Origin of the sequence: Paenarthrobacter sp. NPDC089714 (assembly GCF_044748905.1) — a bacterium.
In the GTDB taxonomy this organism is placed as follows: domain Bacteria; phylum Actinomycetota; class Actinomycetes; order Actinomycetales; family Micrococcaceae; genus Arthrobacter.
Genome location: NZ_JBIVGX010000004.1, coordinates 339,759 through 356,491, shown reverse-complemented (window position 1 = coordinate 356,491; position 16,733 = coordinate 339,759). Strand labels below are relative to the sequence as shown.

At 64.5% G+C, this 16,733-nt stretch carries 18 protein-coding genes; 14 read left to right on the top strand and 4 right to left on the bottom strand.

Features of this window, described 5'->3' with window-relative positions; genetic code table 11:
- The first annotated feature begins 2 nt into the window (after nucleotides 1–2).
- Nucleotides 3–902: a formyltetrahydrofolate deformylase gene (gene purU, locus ACIPY3_RS10460; protein WP_400333533.1), complete on the top strand. Its 900-nt coding sequence runs from the start codon at nucleotides 3–5 to the stop codon at nucleotides 900–902.
- Between the two features lie 118 nt (nucleotides 903–1,020).
- Here the strand turns inward: purU and ACIPY3_RS10455 are convergent, their stop codons facing one another.
- Nucleotides 1,021–1,710 carry a type 1 glutamine amidotransferase domain-containing protein gene (locus ACIPY3_RS10455; protein ID WP_400333531.1) on the bottom strand — a complete coding sequence of 230 codons (690 nt, stop codon included), beginning with the start codon at nucleotides 1,708–1,710 and terminating at the stop codon, nucleotides 1,021–1,023.
- 21 nt (nucleotides 1,711–1,731) lie between these two features.
- The gene (locus ACIPY3_RS10450; protein ID WP_400333529.1) at nucleotides 1,732–2,121 is read right to left on the bottom strand and encodes a nuclear transport factor 2 family protein; all 390 of its coding nucleotides are present in this window, start codon (nucleotides 2,119–2,121) and stop codon (nucleotides 1,732–1,734) included.
- A gap of 198 nt (nucleotides 2,122–2,319) precedes the next feature.
- Here ACIPY3_RS10450 and ACIPY3_RS10445 point away from each other — a divergent pair, with 198 nt between their 5' ends.
- Nucleotides 2,320–3,264, top strand: a complete 945-nt coding sequence (locus tag ACIPY3_RS10445; RefSeq protein WP_400333527.1) for an AraC family transcriptional regulator N-terminal domain-containing protein — start codon at nucleotides 2,320–2,322, stop codon at nucleotides 3,262–3,264.
- Nucleotides 3,265–3,299: 35 nt separating this feature from the next.
- Here the strand turns inward: ACIPY3_RS10445 and ACIPY3_RS10440 are convergent, their stop codons facing one another.
- Entirely contained in the window at nucleotides 3,300–5,714 is a 2,415-nt protein-coding gene (locus ACIPY3_RS10440) for a LuxR C-terminal-related transcriptional regulator (protein ID WP_400333525.1), read from the bottom strand.
- Nucleotides 5,715–5,841: 127 nt separating this feature from the next.
- Here ACIPY3_RS10440 and ACIPY3_RS10435 point away from each other — a divergent pair, with 127 nt between their 5' ends.
- The 11 genes from ACIPY3_RS10435 (at nucleotide 5,842) to ACIPY3_RS10385 (ending at nucleotide 13,620) form a co-directional block, all read left to right on the top strand.
- On the top strand, nucleotides 5,842–6,048 hold the full coding sequence (locus ACIPY3_RS10435) for a hypothetical protein (protein WP_400333523.1): 207 nt from the start codon (nucleotides 5,842–5,844) through the stop codon (nucleotides 6,046–6,048).
- Between the two features lie 73 nt (nucleotides 6,049–6,121).
- Entirely contained in the window at nucleotides 6,122–7,141 is a 1,020-nt protein-coding gene (locus ACIPY3_RS10430; RefSeq protein WP_400333521.1) for a DJ-1/PfpI family protein, read from the top strand.
- Nucleotides 7,142–7,170: 29 nt separating this feature from the next.
- Nucleotides 7,171–7,638, top strand: coding sequence for a nuclear transport factor 2 family protein (locus tag ACIPY3_RS10425; protein ID WP_400333519.1), 468 nt, complete (start codon nucleotides 7,171–7,173; stop codon nucleotides 7,636–7,638).
- Nucleotides 7,638–8,138 (top strand): nuclear transport factor 2 family protein, encoded by a 501-nt coding sequence (locus ACIPY3_RS10420; RefSeq protein WP_400333517.1) that lies wholly within the window; start codon nucleotides 7,638–7,640, stop codon nucleotides 8,136–8,138. The genes ACIPY3_RS10425 and ACIPY3_RS10420 overlap by 1 nt, the downstream gene beginning before the upstream one ends.
- 19 nt (nucleotides 8,139–8,157) lie before the next feature.
- Entirely contained in the window at nucleotides 8,158–9,675 is a 1,518-nt protein-coding gene (locus ACIPY3_RS10415) for a toluene monooxygenase (RefSeq protein WP_400270236.1), read from the top strand.
- 2 nt (nucleotides 9,676–9,677) lie between these two features.
- Nucleotides 9,678–9,983, top strand: a complete 306-nt coding sequence (locus tag ACIPY3_RS10410; protein ID WP_400333515.1) for a toluene-4-monooxygenase system B family protein — start codon at nucleotides 9,678–9,680, stop codon at nucleotides 9,981–9,983.
- Nucleotides 9,980–10,291 (top strand): MmoB/DmpM family protein, encoded by a 312-nt coding sequence (locus ACIPY3_RS10405; protein WP_400333513.1) that lies wholly within the window; start codon nucleotides 9,980–9,982, stop codon nucleotides 10,289–10,291. The genes ACIPY3_RS10410 and ACIPY3_RS10405 overlap by 4 nt, the downstream gene beginning before the upstream one ends.
- Nucleotides 10,291–11,301: a hypothetical protein gene (locus tag ACIPY3_RS10400; RefSeq protein ID WP_400333511.1), complete on the top strand. Its 1,011-nt coding sequence runs from the start codon at nucleotides 10,291–10,293 to the stop codon at nucleotides 11,299–11,301. Before ACIPY3_RS10405 ends, ACIPY3_RS10400 begins: the two co-directional genes overlap by 1 nt.
- 5 nt (nucleotides 11,302–11,306) lie before the next feature.
- Nucleotides 11,307–11,636, top strand: coding sequence for a Rieske 2Fe-2S domain-containing protein (locus ACIPY3_RS10395; protein WP_400270240.1), 330 nt, complete (start codon nucleotides 11,307–11,309; stop codon nucleotides 11,634–11,636).
- A complete protein-coding gene (locus ACIPY3_RS10390; RefSeq protein WP_400333506.1) occupies nucleotides 11,633–12,871 on the top strand; it encodes an NAD(P)/FAD-dependent oxidoreductase in 1,239 nt (412 codons plus the stop codon). Before ACIPY3_RS10395 ends, ACIPY3_RS10390 begins: the two co-directional genes overlap by 4 nt.
- Nucleotides 12,868–13,620 carry an iron-sulfur cluster assembly protein gene (locus tag ACIPY3_RS10385; RefSeq protein ID WP_400333504.1) on the top strand — a complete coding sequence of 251 codons (753 nt, stop codon included), beginning with the start codon at nucleotides 12,868–12,870 and terminating at the stop codon, nucleotides 13,618–13,620. Before ACIPY3_RS10390 ends, ACIPY3_RS10385 begins: the two co-directional genes overlap by 4 nt.
- Nucleotides 13,621–13,638: 18 nt before the next feature.
- On the opposite strand, the gene ACIPY3_RS10380 is transcribed toward ACIPY3_RS10385, so the two are convergent.
- On the bottom strand, nucleotides 13,639–15,012 hold the full coding sequence (locus tag ACIPY3_RS10380; RefSeq protein WP_400333501.1) for a GntR family transcriptional regulator: 1,374 nt from the start codon (nucleotides 15,010–15,012) through the stop codon (nucleotides 13,639–13,641).
- A gap of 161 nt (nucleotides 15,013–15,173) precedes the next feature.
- On the opposite strand from ACIPY3_RS10380, the gene ACIPY3_RS10375 reads away from it, so the two are divergent.
- Nucleotides 15,174–16,523 carry a flavin monoamine oxidase family protein gene (locus ACIPY3_RS10375; RefSeq protein WP_400333498.1) on the top strand — a complete coding sequence of 450 codons (1,350 nt, stop codon included), beginning with the start codon at nucleotides 15,174–15,176 and terminating at the stop codon, nucleotides 16,521–16,523.
- Nucleotides 16,524–16,733 lie beyond the last annotated feature (210 nt).

Below are 16,733 nucleotides of genomic sequence, written 5' to 3'. Positions count from 1 at the left end.
CCATGACTGCCATCCAATCCGAAACCGCCGTTGCTTCCGGCGCGGGGACAACCGTGGAACACGTGCTCACGCTGGACTGCCCCGAAGGCCCCGGCATTGTGCACGCGGTCTCCGGGTTCCTGCTGGAGCACGGCTGCGACATCATCGACAACAAGCAGTTCGGCGACCGCGCGGAAGGACACTTCTTCATGCGCGTACATTTCGCGTCCGACGGCGACGACTCCACCGTGGATGCGCTGCGGGCGTCTTTCGCCCCCGTGGGCGAGAAATACTCCATGAACTGGCAGCTGCAGCGCCAGGGCTACAAGCGCAAAGTGCTGATCATGGTGTCCAAGTTCGGCCACTGCCTCAACGACCTGCTGTTCCGGGCGCGTATCGGCGAACTCCCCATCGACGTGGTGGGTGTTGTGTCCAACCACCTCGACCACAAGGGCCTCGCGGAGTGGCACGGCATCCCGTTCTTCCATGTGCCTGTCACCGCCGCCACCAAGCCTGCCGCCGAGGCACGCCTGCTGGAGATCATCGACGAACTCGACGTGGAGCTCGTGGTGCTCGCCCGCTACATGCAGGTACTCAGCGACGACCTTGCCCGGAAGCTGGACGGCCGGGCCATCAACATCCACCACTCGTTCCTTCCGAGCTTCAAGGGCGCCAAGCCGTACCACCAGGCTTATGCACGAGGCGTCAAGACCGTGGGCGCTACCGCGCACTACGTCAACGGCGAGCTCGATGAAGGACCGATCATCTCGCAGCAGGTAGTGGAGGTGGACCACACGTTCGGACCGGACGATCTCGTAGCCGCCGGTCGGGACACGGAATGCAAGGCACTGAGCAACGCCGTTCGTTGGCACTGCGAAGGGCGGATCATCCTGAATGGGAACAGGACGATCGTGTTGAAGTAAGGCCTTGCTTCCGCCTGCGTGCGGGGCCTCGTCCGTCGGTGAACGGACGACCACGCGGGTCCGCTGCCAAAACGCCGTTCCGCAACGGCGTACTGGGCAGCGGACCCGCGTTTTGGCGTTAAGGCAGCCGCACACTCAGTTCCTGGAGCAGCGCCTCTGCTGCTGCGCGGGACGACTCCGGATTCTGCCCTGTGATGAGCAGGCCATCCTGGACCACATGGGAACCCCAGTCCGGCCCGCGTGAGAAGAGTCCGCCCTTGGCCGTGAGCTCGTTCTCGAGGAGGAACGGCACCACCTCCGTGAGTCCAATGGCTTCCTCCTCCGAGTTGGTGAATCCGGTAACTTTCCTGCCTTCAACCAACGGCCGGCCGTCGGCGTCCTTCACGTGCCGCAGGACTCCCGGCGCGTGGCAAACGAGAGCTACGGGCTTGTTGGCATGGGCAAAGCTTTCGATCAGGGCGATGGAGTCCGGGTCCTCGGACAGGTCCCACACCACTCCGTGCCCGCCGGGATAGAAGACCGTGTCAAAGTCCTCCTGCGACACCTCGGAGAGCTTCACAGTCCGCCCCAGCTGGGCCAAGGCATCCCGGTCGGCAAGGAAACGCCGTGTGCTGTCCGTTTCATAATCCGGCCCGGCGCTGGCGGGATCAAACGGCGGGCGGCCTCCTGCCGGCGAGGCCAGCGTGATCGCAGCACCTGCCTCCTTGAAGGCGTAGTAAGGCGCCGCCAATTCCTCGAGCCAAAAACCGGTCTCGCGTCCGGTATCCCCCAATTGCCCGTGCGACGTCAGGACGATCAAAATCTTCATGGTGTTCCTCTCGGTTGGGTTTCACGCTGACTTCAGGTACGCATCCTTGCGGGCCACTTTGGTCCCGCGGAATTCCCAGTGGTCCACGCCGCGCACGCTGTGCTGTTGCCCGTCAGCGGTGGTGCCTGTCAGGAGCCATTCCGAGACACCGAAGTCCCCGCTGACAGCGTGCCGGTCGGCCGCATAATGGGCGTCCGGCATGGCTGCGAACCGGGCCGCGAAAGCCTCACGGAGCGCCTTCTTTCCGATCAGTCTGCGTCCCCAGGGCGCGGGGCCTTGAGCCAGGTCAAAGGAGCAATCGTCGGTGAAGAACTCCATGATGGCGTCCAGGTCATGGTCGTTGAAGGCTTCAAGGATCGCCTCGAGGGTTTCAACGGAGGCAGCCACATCTGCGGCGGTGTTGATGGTCATCAGAATTCTTCTCTCTGCCGAAAAGCCGTGGTGTAGCTCAACGCTAAGGAAAGCCGGCCGCGTAAAGCTTGCAGATTCCGCCCGTGCTGTTGCGGATTCCGCAGGAGGGCACCACACCGCAACCTTGACACCCCGAACCATCCAGCGCGTATGCTGGCCACCACTCCCCGCCCCCAACGACGTAGAGCCGGAGCCCCCTTGAGCCCAGCCCAGAACCCCCTCGAATTCCGCATCACGTCCGGCGACCTGATCGCCGAGCTCATTTCCCGTGCCCCCAGGACCGGAGCCAATGAAGGCGGGTTTCCGGGCTTGATGATCTACCGCTTCGAGGAGCCGGCCGCGCCGGTCTGGGAAGAAGTCAGCGAGCTCCACCTGTGCGTGATTGCCCAGGGCCGCAAGCGCATCACCATGGACGGCACGGACCACTTCTACGATCCGTTCACGTACTTGGCGGTCCCCAACGATGTCCCCTTCCAGACGGTGATCCTTGAGGCAAGTCCGGAGACGCCGTTCCTTTCCTTCGGCCTGCAGATCGATCCTGGCCTGGTCCGCGAGGTTTCAGCGGACATCCTCGAGGAACGGCGGGTGGCAGCCTTTGCCGAACCGGCGAGCCAGGAGAATCCGGCGTTCTTCTCTGCCCTGGACAGGGACATGATGGACGCGATCCTCCGCTTCCTCCGCTCCCTGAAATCGCCCACGGACCGCCGCGTACTGGCTCCGACGTACCTGAAGGAGATCGTGTACCGGGCACTCCAGGCCGGGCAGTATTCGCGCCTCGTGGAACGTGCTGCGAGCGAAAGCGCCAGGAATCCGGTCAGCGCGGTCATCGCCTACGCCAAGGAACACTTGGCCGAACCCCTGACAGTGGGCGAACTCGCCGGGCAGGCCCACATGAGCCCTTCGGCTTTCTCCCACCTGTTCCGGGACGTCACGGGCAAGTCGCCCTACCAGTTCGTCAAGGAACTCCGGCTGAACCGGGCGCGCGAACTGCTGGTGGAAAACAGGTCCACCATCACGCAGATTTCCCGGGCCGTCGGCTACGGCAGCGCGTCCCATTTCATCAACGAATTCCGCGACCGCTACGGGGCCTCTCCGCGGGCTTTCGGCGCAGCACAGGCCGGGTTGCTCAAACAGGCCCAGTGACGCGGAAAGCCCAGTGACGTGGAAAGCCCAGCGGCTTAGACGGCCTGGCTCGCATACCAGGCCGCCACTTGGGTCCGCGATGTGAAGCCCAGTTTGGCCAGGATATTTTCCAGGTGCCCATCCACCGTCCGCGGCGAGACCACCAGCTCCGCGGCGATGTCCTTGTTGCTGCGGCCTTCGGCCACGAGTCCCGCGATCTGGAACTCCCGCTTGGTCAGGGCCGGCCCCGCGGGTGTCCGGTAGGCAGCGCCCGACGGCGGCCTCCCGCCGTCGGGCTTCACGTCCCGGACGGCGCGTGGCTGCTTGGGTTGCGCCGGGGCTGTCACGGCGCGCACAAGCTCCAGCGCAATGTCGATGGCTTTGGCTTCCGCGGGCTCGCCGGTTTCCACGCCGATGGCTTCGAAACGGTCCGCGCCCAGTTCGCGTTTCAGGAGGACCGCCGTCGCGTCCTTGTCGCCTTCCAGATGCGGGCCGAACGCGGCAATCGACGTACCGAACCCCTTCCACACAGCCCTCGCTGCGTGGTGGGCGGTGGCGGCCTCCTTGTAGTGCTTGAGCGTCGCGAGGGTCCACGCGACATCGTCCATGGTGAGTGCCGTGCAGATCCCGTCCAGGAAGTCCCGCTCGATCTCCAGGGCCCGGACGTGCGCTTGCAAGGCGGAGTCGAGGTCGCCGAGGTGCCGCAAGCAGAGCCCCGAAACCCAGTGCGCGTACGCTTTGGCCCACAGCTCACCCAGTTCCCGGCTCTCCACGATTGCCGCCCGGCAGGCTTCAAGCCCGGCTCGAGCTTCCTCGGGTCCGGCAAAGGCCTGCGCCCAGGCCAGGTGGAACGTGGCGATGAGGGCGGACATGGTGTCCCCGGCAGCACGCTGTGCCGCGATGGCGTCCTTGAACATCCGGATGGCGGGTCCGAGGTCTCCGCTGAAGAGGTGGAGGAGCCCGTCCCAGTGATCGGCCTGCCCGTTGAGCAGTGCGTCGTTGCGGAGGCCCGCCACGTGCCGGCACTCCGCCAAATAGCCAGCTGCAGCGCTCTTCTCGCCTTGGACCAGGGAGATCCAGGCACCGGCCCAGAGCGCCTCACCGCGCTCGGCAGTGGGCTCCGTGGTCAGCGCGAGCATCCGGTCCAGCCACCGGCGCCCGTCGCTCAGGTTGCCGCCGGCATGCCAGTGGTACCGAAGCAGCGCCGCGAGCCGGGTGCCCGCCAGTTCCTCGCCGGGGGTGGACGCAGACCAGTCAAGGGCGGAGAGCAGGTTGGCGTGGTCCCGCCGGGCCGCCGCGAGCCTTTCGGCCTGGTCCGGCCCGCACCACGTGGCCACCATCCGCGCTGCCCGGTCCAGGTAATGGTCCCGTTGCCGGCGGCGGAGCTCCTGGGTCTCGCCCAAAGCGTCCAGCAGTTCGGCCCCGTACTCGCGGAATGTGAAGAGCTGGCGGTAACGCTGCCGGTTTCCGCCTTGGCTGGCCGAGCCACCCGAGCGCTCTGACAGCACCAGGGACTTGGCCACCAGGTGGTCAAGCAGGTCCAGGACTTCGCCACTGCTGATGTCCCCGAAGCCGCACACTTCCTCTGCCGCTTCGAGGTCGAAACCGCCGGGAAAAACGGTGAGCCGGGCCCACAGGGTCCGCTCTGCCGGGGTGCACAGCTCGTAGCTCCAGTCCACCAACGCCCGCAGTGTTTGCTGGCGGGGAATGGCCACCCGGCTGCCGCCGGTGAGGAGGTCGAAGCGCTTGTCCAGGCGCTCCACGAGCTGCGCAACCGACAGCGAGCGCAGCCTGGAGGCGGCCAGTTCGATGGCCAGCGGGATCCCGTCCAGCCGTTGGCAGAGTTGGCCCACGGCCCGGCGGTTGTCCTCGGCGATCTCGAAGTTGGGGTCCACGCTGCGGGCCCTGTCCGCGAGCAGCCGGACGGAGTCGAACGCTTCCAGGGAACCTTCGCCCAGGGTTGCTTCGTCCGGGGCGGCGAGGGGCGGGACGGTGTAGACCTGCTCGCCGAAAATGGCGAGCGGCTCACGGCTGGTGGCGAGGATCCGCAGTCCCGGCGCCAGGTCCAGGAGTTGGGATGCCACCGCGGCCACGGCATCCAGCAGGTGTTCGCAGTTGTCCAGGACCAGCAGGAGTTGCCGGTCCCGCAGGAAGTCTGCGAGCCGGTCCAGCGGCGCACGGTTGGACTGGTCAGCGAGGCGCAGCGCCGTGGCAACCTGCGATCCGATGAGCGATCCGTCTTCCAGCGCCGCCAGCTCGACGAACCACACGCCGTCGTGGAATCCCTTCCGCGAGCGCGAGGCGAGCTCCATGGAAAGCCGTGTTTTACCCACCCCGCCGGGCCCCACCAGCGTGAGGAGACGGGAGCGTGACATGAGGTCGCGACCGTCGGCAAGTTCCCGCCGTCGACCGATGAAACTCGTGAGGTCCTGGCCACCGGGGAGGTGCCCGACCAGTGCAGTGGTGCTCATAACCCTCCTGTGATGATCCACACAATACAGGTAGTGAAGGGGGTGGTTTCACCCATACGCAACGTCCGCAAAGAGAGCAGGCTGAACTCACGCAAACGGACTGGGGGAGGCAAGGAAGGTGACAACGGTGAAGCAACGAAGCGCATCGGGGTTCCACCCGCAGCAGACGGAAACCGCGGATGCCCTGCGGTCCAGCGGCCTGCAGTCCGGCGTCCTGCAGTTCGGGCACCCCGTGGCCCGTTGGGACCGCTGGAGCGACTGCCAGGTCTGGCCCGACTGCCTGGAAGCGGACGACGGCGGGTCCCCGGCCGAGCGCCCCAGGGCAGTTGCGTGAAGCCTCCCGAGGAATACAGGAATCCGCAACATCGCAGCAGGGATCTACATCCCTTAACAACCAGGAGTTACTCATGACCCGTATCGCCTTCGTTGTCTCCAGCGCACAGGAGATCGACCTCCGCGACAGCCCCGGGCACCCCACCGGCTACTGGGCCGAGGAAGCGCTCAAGTCCTACGAGCGTTTCGTCTCGGCAGGTGCCGACGTTGTGGTGATCACTCCCGATGGCCGTCCGCCGGTGGCGGACCCCTACGGACTGGAGCCCATCTTCCACTACCCGGATAAGGACAGGGACTACTTCGCCTCGGTGTACAGGACCTTCCACCACGATCCCGATGACATCCGGATCACCCTGCAGCACACCACGGAGCTGGAACTCGTGGCTTCGCGCAGGATCGCTGCCCTGCTGGTGGGGGCTGGATCATCCGATCAGGAAGCCCACCAGCTGGTCAGCCTGGCGGCGAAGACCGCGTGGCAGGAGAACCGGAAGCTCGTGGACGTCATGGTTGCCGAGGGACTGACCGGCGGCTTGTCTGAGGTGGCGCTGCGGGCAGCAGTGACGGAACTGGACGAAGCCAGCTCGGCCGTCGCCAAGGAACGCAAGGCCCGGCTCGATGCCATCCCCGGTTTCAACAACCCCGTGGCCCTGTCCTCGCTGGGCGAAGAGGACCTCGCCGGCTTCGACGCCGTCTTTGCCCCCGGCGGCCACGGCCCCATGGTGGACCTCCACGACAATCCGGACGTGGGGCGGCTGCTGGCCATCCTCCATGAAAAGGAAGCGCCCATTGCCTCCCTTTGCCACGGTCCGGCGCTCTTGCTGTCCGCACCGGAGCGCCACGACGGCCAATGGCTCTTCGAGGGCTACCGCATCACGTCGTATACCGACGACGAGGAGCAGCAGAACCACATCGGCATGCTTGGCATGCCGTGGCTCCTGGCCGACGCCCTCCAGAACGCCGGCGGGATCTTCGACGACGCACCCTACGCCTGGGCATCCCACGTGGTGGTGGACCGCAATCTCATCACCGGTCAGAACCCCAACTCCACCGAAGCAACAGCCGACGCCGTGGTGAAAGCCCTGGCACTGGCATGAGCGTCCCAACAACCCTGAAGGAGTCAACCATGTCCGTTAGTCCCCGGCAGACCGTCGACGCATTCCTGAACGGCTTCCGCCTCAAGGACGTCAACGCAGCACTCTCCACGGTTTCCGACGATGCCAAGGTGACGGTCTATCCGCTGCTGGTGGTGGACGGAACCAAGAGCGTAGTCCGTAGCCTCCTGGAAGACATCGTGGCGGCCTTCCCCGACGTGCTGGTCACCGTCAAGAACGTGATCGAACTCGAATGGGGCCGGGTGATCGTGGCCGAGTTCAAGATCGAAGGAACGCAGGCCGGCGATTTCCTCGGCGCGATCAACCAGGAGAAGCACCTGGACCTGGACACGGCGTGGCGGTTCACGCTTTCCGGCGAGGAGAACACCAGCCGGATCACCGGAATCGACGCCTACTGGTGCCAGAACCAGCTTTACCGCCGGCTCGCAGTGAAACGGCAGGACCAAGTCACGATCGTCAAGCAGAAGGTGAATGCGTAATGACACTCTTGGAAACCCCCGCAGGAACAACCGCAACGGCAGCCCCCACGACGGCGGGTGCGGCAGTCGCCGTCGTGACCGGATTCTTTGACGCCTACCGCCGCCGCGACGTCGTCACCATGACCGATCTGTGCACCGACAACGCCGACTTCTCCTACATCCCGTTCGAAGTCTGGGCCAAGCAGCGCGTTGTCCGCGGAGACGGCAAGGTGCGCACCATCGGCCGCGTGATCTGGAGCGGCCTGATCAACGCATTCCCCAACTTGGGCAACGAGATTTACCACATCGACGGCAATGACAACGGGGACGTCGTGGTCTCCTGCGACATCAACGGCACACAGCAGTCCGCCTGGGGGTTCATCACCTCCCAGGGGCAATACTTCGCCGAACCGCACCTTTTCATCATGCACGTCAACAGCCACGGCCTGATCGACAGCATCAGGGCCTATTGGGACAACGCAGGTGTCAACCGACAACTCGGCCACCTCGAAGTCGACTAAGAGAGGAAGAGAACACACCATGGCTCTGCTTAAACGAGAAGAATGGCAGGACTTCGTCCGCAACACCGACTGGACCCTGTCCTATGTGGATGACGAGGCCGTCTACCCGGACTGGCTGACCGGAACCGGAAAGGTCCCGCGGGAAGCCTGGCTGAAGTGGGAAGAGGGCTACAAGGTCAGCTACCCCGAATACGTCTACACGCAGCGCGAGAAGGAAGCGGCAACGTACGCGGTGAAGGCAGCCCTGCAACGCACCTCCACGTTCGACCACCTGGACGAGGGCTGGAAGTCATCGACGAAGATGCACTTCGGTGGCGTGGCACAGGTGGAGTACACGGCAATGCTCGCCGAACTCAAGATGGCCCGTTTCGGCCTCAACGCGGCCTGGCGGAACATGGCCGTCTATGGGCAGCTGGACGAGCTGCGGCACAACGCGCTCACCACGTTCTTTGGCCACGAACTGGTGGCCAAGGATCCGCAGTTCGACTGGACCCAGAAGACGTACAGCACCAACGACTGGGTCCCGGTGGCCCTGCGTACGCTGTTCGACGGATTCATGACAACCTCCAACGCAGTGGACTGCGCGCTCATGCTGCCGTTGACGTTCGAGACCGGCTTCACCAACCTGCAGTTCGTGGCGCTCTCCGCGGACGCCCTGCAGGCCGGCGACATCAACTTCGCCAGCATGATCTCCTCCATCCAGACGGACGAAGCCCGGCACTCCCAGCAGGGCGTCGCCACGCTGGAGATCCTGATCGAGCACGATCCGCAGCGCGCCCAGTGGGTCATCGACAAGGGTTTCTGGGCCAACGCCCGCGCCTTTGCCGCCCTCACCGGCCCGGCCATGGACTACTACACCCCGCTGGAACACCGGAAGCAGTCCTACCGGGAGTTCATGGAGGAGTGGATCGTTGACCAGTTCGTCCGCACCATCGAGGACTACGGGCTGAAGAAGCCCTGGTTCTGGGACGAGTTCATGCGCGGCCTGGACACCTGGCACCACAGCCTGCACATGGGCCTGTGGTGGTGGCGGCCCACTCTCTGGTGGAAGCCGACCGCCGGCGTCTCCAAGGACGAACGCGACTGGCTGCGGGAGAAGTACCCCAACTGGGAGGCCGTCTACGGCGACAAGTGGGACACGATCATCGACAACGTCAACGCCAACAACGTCGCTGCCACGCTTCCCGAAACCCTCCCGTGGCTGTGCTCCACATGCCACCTGCCCATGTGCAACCCGACCCAGTCCCGCGATGGATCGTGGCGCATCCGCGAACACTCACTGGACTACAACGGCAAGAAGATCCACTTCTGCAGCATCGCCTGCCGCCAGATCTGGTGGAAGGACCGCGACAACGTCAACCACCAGACGCTGGTGGACCGCTTCCTGGCCGGCCAGATCCAGCCGATGACCGTGGAAGGCATCCTGGGTTACATGGGCCTGACCCCGGACGTCATGGGCGACGACCCGGACTACGCAGCCTGGACCAAGGACTACGTGGGCCGCGAAGCCAGCGGCCTCATCCGGGTAGGTGGCTAGCCATGACCGAGCAGAAGATCGAACTCGGCGTCGAAGACCGGGCACCGGAGCTTGTCCCGCTCAACGCCATCTTCTCCACGGACTTCGTGTCCATCCTGGTCCCCGTGACCACGGCCAACACCATGGACGAGGTAGCGGCCGCCGTCGCGCACCATTCCGAAGGACGCCGGGTGCGGGCACTCCCCTACCCCAAGGTGGTGGTCCACAAAGGCCGCACGCTGCCCGGCTACATGACTGTGGCAGAAGCCGGCATCACCGCCCTCGATTTCGTTGCGGTGGAGTACGACACATCAGGAGCTGCATCATGAAGAACCCCGTAGGCCCGGTCTTCAGGATCGGCGACGAAGTGGACAAGATCATCTCCGCCTTGGAAGACGACAACCCGGACACCGAGATCGAGGTCATTGACCGCGGCGCGTACGTGCGGGTCCAGGCCGAAGACAAGCTGGTGCTCACCGAACCGACGCTCCAGGACCACCTCGGCCCGGACTACCGCATCCGGTCCCTGGAGATCGTGATGTCTTCCTTCTCCGGCCGCGTCTCCACGGAGAGCGACTCCATCATCTGGCAAACAGCCGAGTCCGCGAAGGCCGGCGCCACGAAGGGAAGCAACTGATGAACGCCCCCGCACCACGGCAGCGCAAGCTCCGCACGTTCAGCGCCTTCGGCGATGTCCGCCGGCTGCCCAGCGAATACGAAATCGTCACGCACGCGCAGAACTGGAACACCCGCGCCGGCAAGGCCAGCGTGTTCGAGCAGAACCCGTCGTCGCCGGGCAACCTCTGGTTCCTCACCTACCGCGAGAACTCGCCGTTCCAGGCCGATAACTGGGAGGACTTCCGCGACCCGGACCAGATCGCCTACCGGTCGTACGTGAACCTGCAGGCCAGCGAACAGACAAAGCTCGACGGCGTCCTGGAACAGTACGCCGCTGCCGACGAGTCTCTGAGCCAGACCCAGGTGGAGATCCTCGGAACGCTGTTCACCCCATCCCGCTTCCTGGTCCATGGGTTCCAGCAGGCCGAGGCCTACGTTGGCTTCATCGGCCCCAGCTCCTACGTGACCTCCGCAGCCGGTTATGCCAATGCCGACTTCCTGCGCCGCGTCACCACCATCGCCTACCGGACCAGGGCTTTGCAGATCGCCCACCCTGAATCCGGCATCGGAGACCGCGAACGGGAGATCTGGGAGCAGCACCCTGCCTGGCAGCCGGCGCGCGAAGCGATCGAACGGGCCTTGATCGCCTACGACTGGGGTGAGGCTTTCACCTCGCTGAACCTCGTCCTCGGACCCACCCTGGACGACCTGCTGATCCGCCAGTTCGGCGAGGTCAGCCGGGCCAACGGCGACGAACAATCCTGGTTGCTGTCCAACCATCTTGCGGAGGACAGCAACCGGCGCAACCGCTGGAGCGGGGCGCTGGCCAAGTATGCGCTGGCGCAGCGCCCATCCAACGAGGCTCCCCTGCACAAGTGGATCAACCGATGGTCGGAGCTCGCGGACGCCGCAGTTGAGGGGCTTGCCCCGCTGCTTGGCATTTCGGCGGCGGAAGCCGTTGCAGGCGCACGGACATCCCGGGCGCAGTACCACCAGGACATCTTCGAAATGGCAGAGAAAGTGAGCTGATCGAAATGAGCGAAACAATCCCACAGACGTGGCACGAAGTCTCCAACATCGACGACCTCTGGGAAGGCGAGATGACCGCCGTCGAGGTTGAAGGCAAATCAGTCCTCCTGGTCAACAACGACGGCGAGGTGCTGGCGTTCAAGAACCGTTGCCCCCACCAGGAGTGGCCGTTGGACGACGGCGATCTCGACGGCAGGAAACTTACCTGCGCCCAGCACCTGTGGGAGTTCGATGTCTGCACCGCCAAGGGCATCAACCCGTCCACGCATCACCTGACCCAGTACCCGTGCCAGGTGAACGATGAGGACGGCACCATTTCGGTGAGCATCCCATGAGCAGGGTGGTCCTGGTCGGCGGCGGGGTGGCCACCACTGCCACCGCCGCCGGCCTCCGCAGCGCCGGGTTCGACGGCGACATCGTCCTCGTGGCTGATGAGGAACACCTCCCGTACGAGCGTCCGCCGCTGTCCAAGGAGTATTTGGCCGGCACGTTCGACCGCACGGATTTCCAGGTGAACCACGAAGGCTGGTATCCGGACAACGATGTGGATCTGCTGCTGGGAACCCGGGCCGTGGGCCTGGACGTGGCCGAGCGGCGGGTGTTCCTCTCCGACGGCGGCTCGCTCGCCTACGACTCGTTGGTGCTCGGCACCGGCGCACGGGCGAAGACGCTGCCCGGGTTCGGTGGCCAGCGGGTCCACGTACTGCGTACTATCGCCGACGCCGAGCGCCTGGGCGCCCAGATCAAACCGGGCCGCCACCTGGCCGTCCTGGGTGCCGGGTTCGTGGGCTGCGAGCTGGCGGCTGTTGCCGCCGGCCGCGGTGCCCGCGTCACGGTGTTCAGCCCTGGCCCTCTTCCGCTCCGGTCCCTTGGACCGGAAATCGGTGAGGCCATGCTGGATATCCACCGCGAACAAGGCGTGGAGATGCGCATGGAGGAGACGGTCACTTCCATGACGGAGACCATCTTCGGCCTGGAGCTCCACACCAGCAGCGGCGCGGTCATCGAATGCGATGAACTGCTGGTAGGCGTCGGTTCCGTGCCGAATGCGGAGATTGCGGCCGAGGCCGGGATAAAGGTCGACGGCGGCATCCTCACCGATGAGCATGGCCGCACCAGCGCACCAAACGTGTACGCGATCGGCGACGTTGCCGCCCGCTATCATCCCCGGTACGAGCGGCGGATCCGCGTGGAACACCACGACACTGCCATGAGGCACGGCGCCAACCTGGCCCGGAACCTCCTGGGGGAATCGGAACCGTTCACCGAGGAGCACTACTTCTGGTCGCACCAGTATGACCACAACCTGCAGTCGCTGGGCTATGCCGACGGCGGTTCGCGGGTGGTCCGTGGTTCGGTTGCCGACCGCTCATTCTCGATTTTTTCCGTTGTGGAAGGGCAGATCAGGGCCATGGTTGCCTTGAACCGGCCACAAGACCTGCTGCAGGCACGCAAGCTCATGGCCGTGCCGCACCAAGTCACCGGGGAACAACTCTCCGACGAGGAGTTCTCCTTGAAAAGCCTGCTGCCGCAGAGAACACGGCAGCCGCAAAGGGAGGTGCGAGCATGACCCTGCTGGCAGAAACCACAGACATCATGGTCCGGGAGCCCCAGCTCAGGATCGCAGAATCGGAAGCTTCGGCGGCGCTTGCCCGGGTGATGGGAAAGCCTGCGGAAGAGGCACGGGCCAAACTCCGCTTCGGGCCTGGAACCACCAGTGAGCAACTGGCCCGCGTCCTGGACAAGGCCCTGGCCCACGCCCAGCAGGCGGGGCTGGCACCGCAAACGCTGGTGCTTTACGCGGGAACCGCCGTGGCAGCAGAGGATATTGTCCGTATCCGCCGCAAGGCACATGGCGTGGCCGACTGGATCTCCAGCCCCACCAGCGAAGTAACCATTGTGCTGCGACCTGCCGGTTTGGCCTCCGTGACGGCACTGCCGTTCCCGGTCACCCGCTCGGCTGTCCGGCCCGAACCGGTGCAGGTGGAACGCGAACCCGTGGTGGAGACTCCGGAAGAGGCCACGGTCCTGGAAGCGTTGTACGAGGTGATCGACCCGGACCTCGGCGTCAATGTGGTGGATCTGGGATTCATCCGCCGAATCCGCATGGAGAACCCCGGCCACGCGGCCATCACCATGACGCTCACCTCGGCTGCCTGCCCCTTGTCCCACGTGATGGAGCGCAACATCGGAGCAGCATTGGCCACCCGGGACACCACGTTCGAGGTGCACTGGGAATGGGTGCCCAGCTGGCGACCTTCGGACATTACTCCGGACGGCCGCGAACAGCTCCGGGCCATCGGCTTTTCTGCTTTCTAAGGTGCGTTGTGGGGCCAGCTAGCGGCGGTTTCGCGGGGTTTGTTGCTCCGCTGACCGCTGCTGGTCCATGGCCTTGATGTGCTGGGCGAGGTAGCTCAATCCGTCCTCCATCTTGGCCTGCCAACTCATGGTGGCTGCACGGAGATCCGCCGCATCGATCGCTTCGAAGATTGCCGTATTTTGCTCAAGGATCTTCTTGGGCGAGAAGGTGTATCTGGCGCCGAGGACAGCGAAGTGCATGAAGGCCTGCTTGGTGAGCGTCTCCATGATGGCCGGTATCCGGTTGAGGCCGGAGGACTCGAACAGGGCGATCTGGAAGTCCATGTCCAAGTGGTGGGCCCTCGCCACATCATTGCGGCGGACGCTGTCTTCCAGTTCTTCGAGGTGTTTCAGCACACGCACACGGGCCTCCGGACTCCAACGGCTGGCCGCCCGGACCACGATTGCCCCCAGGGCCCGGCGGGCCATGTAGGTTTCCGTGACGTCGTCCAGTGTGGGTATCCGGACCACTACCGAGTCGGACCTCGCTGCGGTCACCAAACCGTCCTCGGTGAGTGCCCTGATGGCAGAACGGACATCCCTCACGGGCGCACCCAGCAGACGGCTCAGTTTGCCCAACGATATTTCGCTCTCTCCGGAGAACGTTCCGTCCACCAGCCCTTGGCGGATGGCAGCAAGGACATCCTCAGCCAGTACAGTCCACGGCTCCGCAGCGTCCATCAACCGGGCTTCGGCACTGGTTGTATGTTTCCGGTCCACGGTCCACGAAAACGGCGTCCGCCCTCCGTGGTACCAACGCCGCATACGCCACTCGAGGTCGGCCAGATGTTCTCCAGTGGGCACTTCGGGCAACATGTCCAGGGCTGCCACCAGCTTTTGCCACAGCCATGCATCCGGAACGCGCACCGCAGGGTCAAGGCCGGGCGGAACTGCAAAGTCCCCGCTGACCAGGACGATTGCTTCATCGAGGCGGTGTCCGTTGGAGGCCAGCAAGTCCCACAACTCCCGGTCCGGGTTTCCGGCCCCGGAAGCGCTCGGGGCACTCCGGAGCAGGTCCGCGGCGAGAATCCCGCGCACCCTTCTCTTGCTGATGATGGACAGCCCGGCAGCGAACCGAACACGGGCGGCTCGGACAGGGTTTAGGACAAGGCAAGATCCAGCTGTTCCAACGGCGAAGCCAACCAACACCATGTGCCGCTCGCCCAGCAAGGCGCGGACTGCCTCAACTGATCGGTCCGGCTCGGTGAGCTCCCGCCAGGTTCGGGCTACGAACGATTGGCTGACACCCACGGTCTCCGCTATCTGACGGCTGGAGCCTTTGGTCGATTGCATCCAGAGCGGCGCCGTCAGGACAGCCCGTTTCAGTTCACTCCGGTCACTTGCCCTCACCATGCGGCAAGTCTAGGCAGGCAAGCGGGCTGACTCAAAGACTCAATACTGCGCCGCTTCCGCTGTGAGGTATTCCCTTCGCAAAGGGCGCCGCCAATCATGGAGACCGAAGCTCCGGCGAGTCCAGTTCCGGGCGCACACCCACCCCTTCCCAAGGAGAGAAAATGTACGATGTCGCCGTCATCGGTGGAGGCCCGGCAGGCCTGGCTGCCGCCTACAACCTGGAGCGCGCGGGCCAGAAGGTAGTGCTGCTTGAGGAAACGGGCCGTCTGGGAGGACGGGCTAAAACCGTGGACATCCAAGGCGAACCCGTCAACATGGGCGCGATGTTCGTCTACGCGGGAACCGCCTCACATGAGCTGGCCCTGGAACTCGGCGTCCCACTGACGCCGTTTGAACCCACCACCTTTGGCCTGCATGTCAACGGAGAGACCGTGGTTTCCAATGACAACGATGACCTGGTCAATCGGCTTCCCCTTTCCGAAGAATCCCGGGAGGCGTTGCGGACATTCATCCAGCGGGCGAGCTCGGAATACTTCGCCAATACCGTGGACGGCCAACTCCGCCCGGCGACGTCGGGCTTCGGGGACGAATCCGCACAGTCACGGATCGACGGGTTGCCCAGGGATGTCCAGGAACTACTGACAGCAGCCATCAGGGGCGGGTCTGTTGCTCCGCCGTCGGAACTCAGCGCCACCTACGCACTCCGGTACTTCGCGAGCTATTTGGTGCAGGAAAAGAAGAACCGCATGGTGTCCCTGGGCGGCATGGAGGCGATTCCGGCTGCCCTGGCGAGGTCATTGGAGCACACGGACGTGCTCCTCAACCACCGGGTGGAGTCCGTTACGGAAAATGTCGACGGGACGTGGAGCCTGGATACCGCAGCAACGGGACCCGGAAACACACCATCCAGCAACGATTCGCCCGCCCGGCTCCTAGCGAAGCACGTGATCATGTCCGTCCCTGCCCCGAGGATAGCCGCCATGGTCCAGTTGCCTGAGTGGAAGACGGAGGCTCTGAAGGCGGTGCAGACTCCGGGTTCCACCGAACTCGGAGTAGTAGTGGACATCAGTTCGCCCGAGCTTGCCCACATCGACGACTGGGCCTTCATTGCCGCCGCCGGACGCGTCTTCGATGTGGCCATCAACCCCCGGCCCGGCCGCAAGGACGGTTCGGCCCAATTCGTCTGCTACGGAAACACGGCGGGTTACCTCAAGGACGCCAATAAACCCGACTCCAGCGTGCTCGACGAGTGGATTGAAGAGTTCCTGGCTGTTGTACCGGAGTTGCGCGGACACGTGGTCGGGGCCGAAATCCAATCGTGGGAGCACTGCTTCTCCCTGTTGACCCCAACGCGTGCTGCCGCCCTTCCGGCCCTCCAGGAACCGGTGAACGGCACTCTGCATTTCGCGGGCGACTACTCCTCCGAAACGGCCGGAACGCATGGAGCGTACGCGGAGGCCAAGCGGGTCAGCCAGCACATTCTGAGCGGCGTATCAGCACAGGTTTCCTGACTCCGAAAATCTACCTCAGAACCCTATTGCATTAATCATTCAATAATGTATTCTTTAGATGTGATCAGGACCACAGGCATTTGAGGTCCACTTCACACCGACCCCGAACCGCCACCAAGCACCAGCGGGAAGCCGGATCGGTACAGGCCGCGCTTGGCCTCTGCAGAAGACGTCCACATCAGCGGGACGCTCGGAAGCTCAACGAGTCAT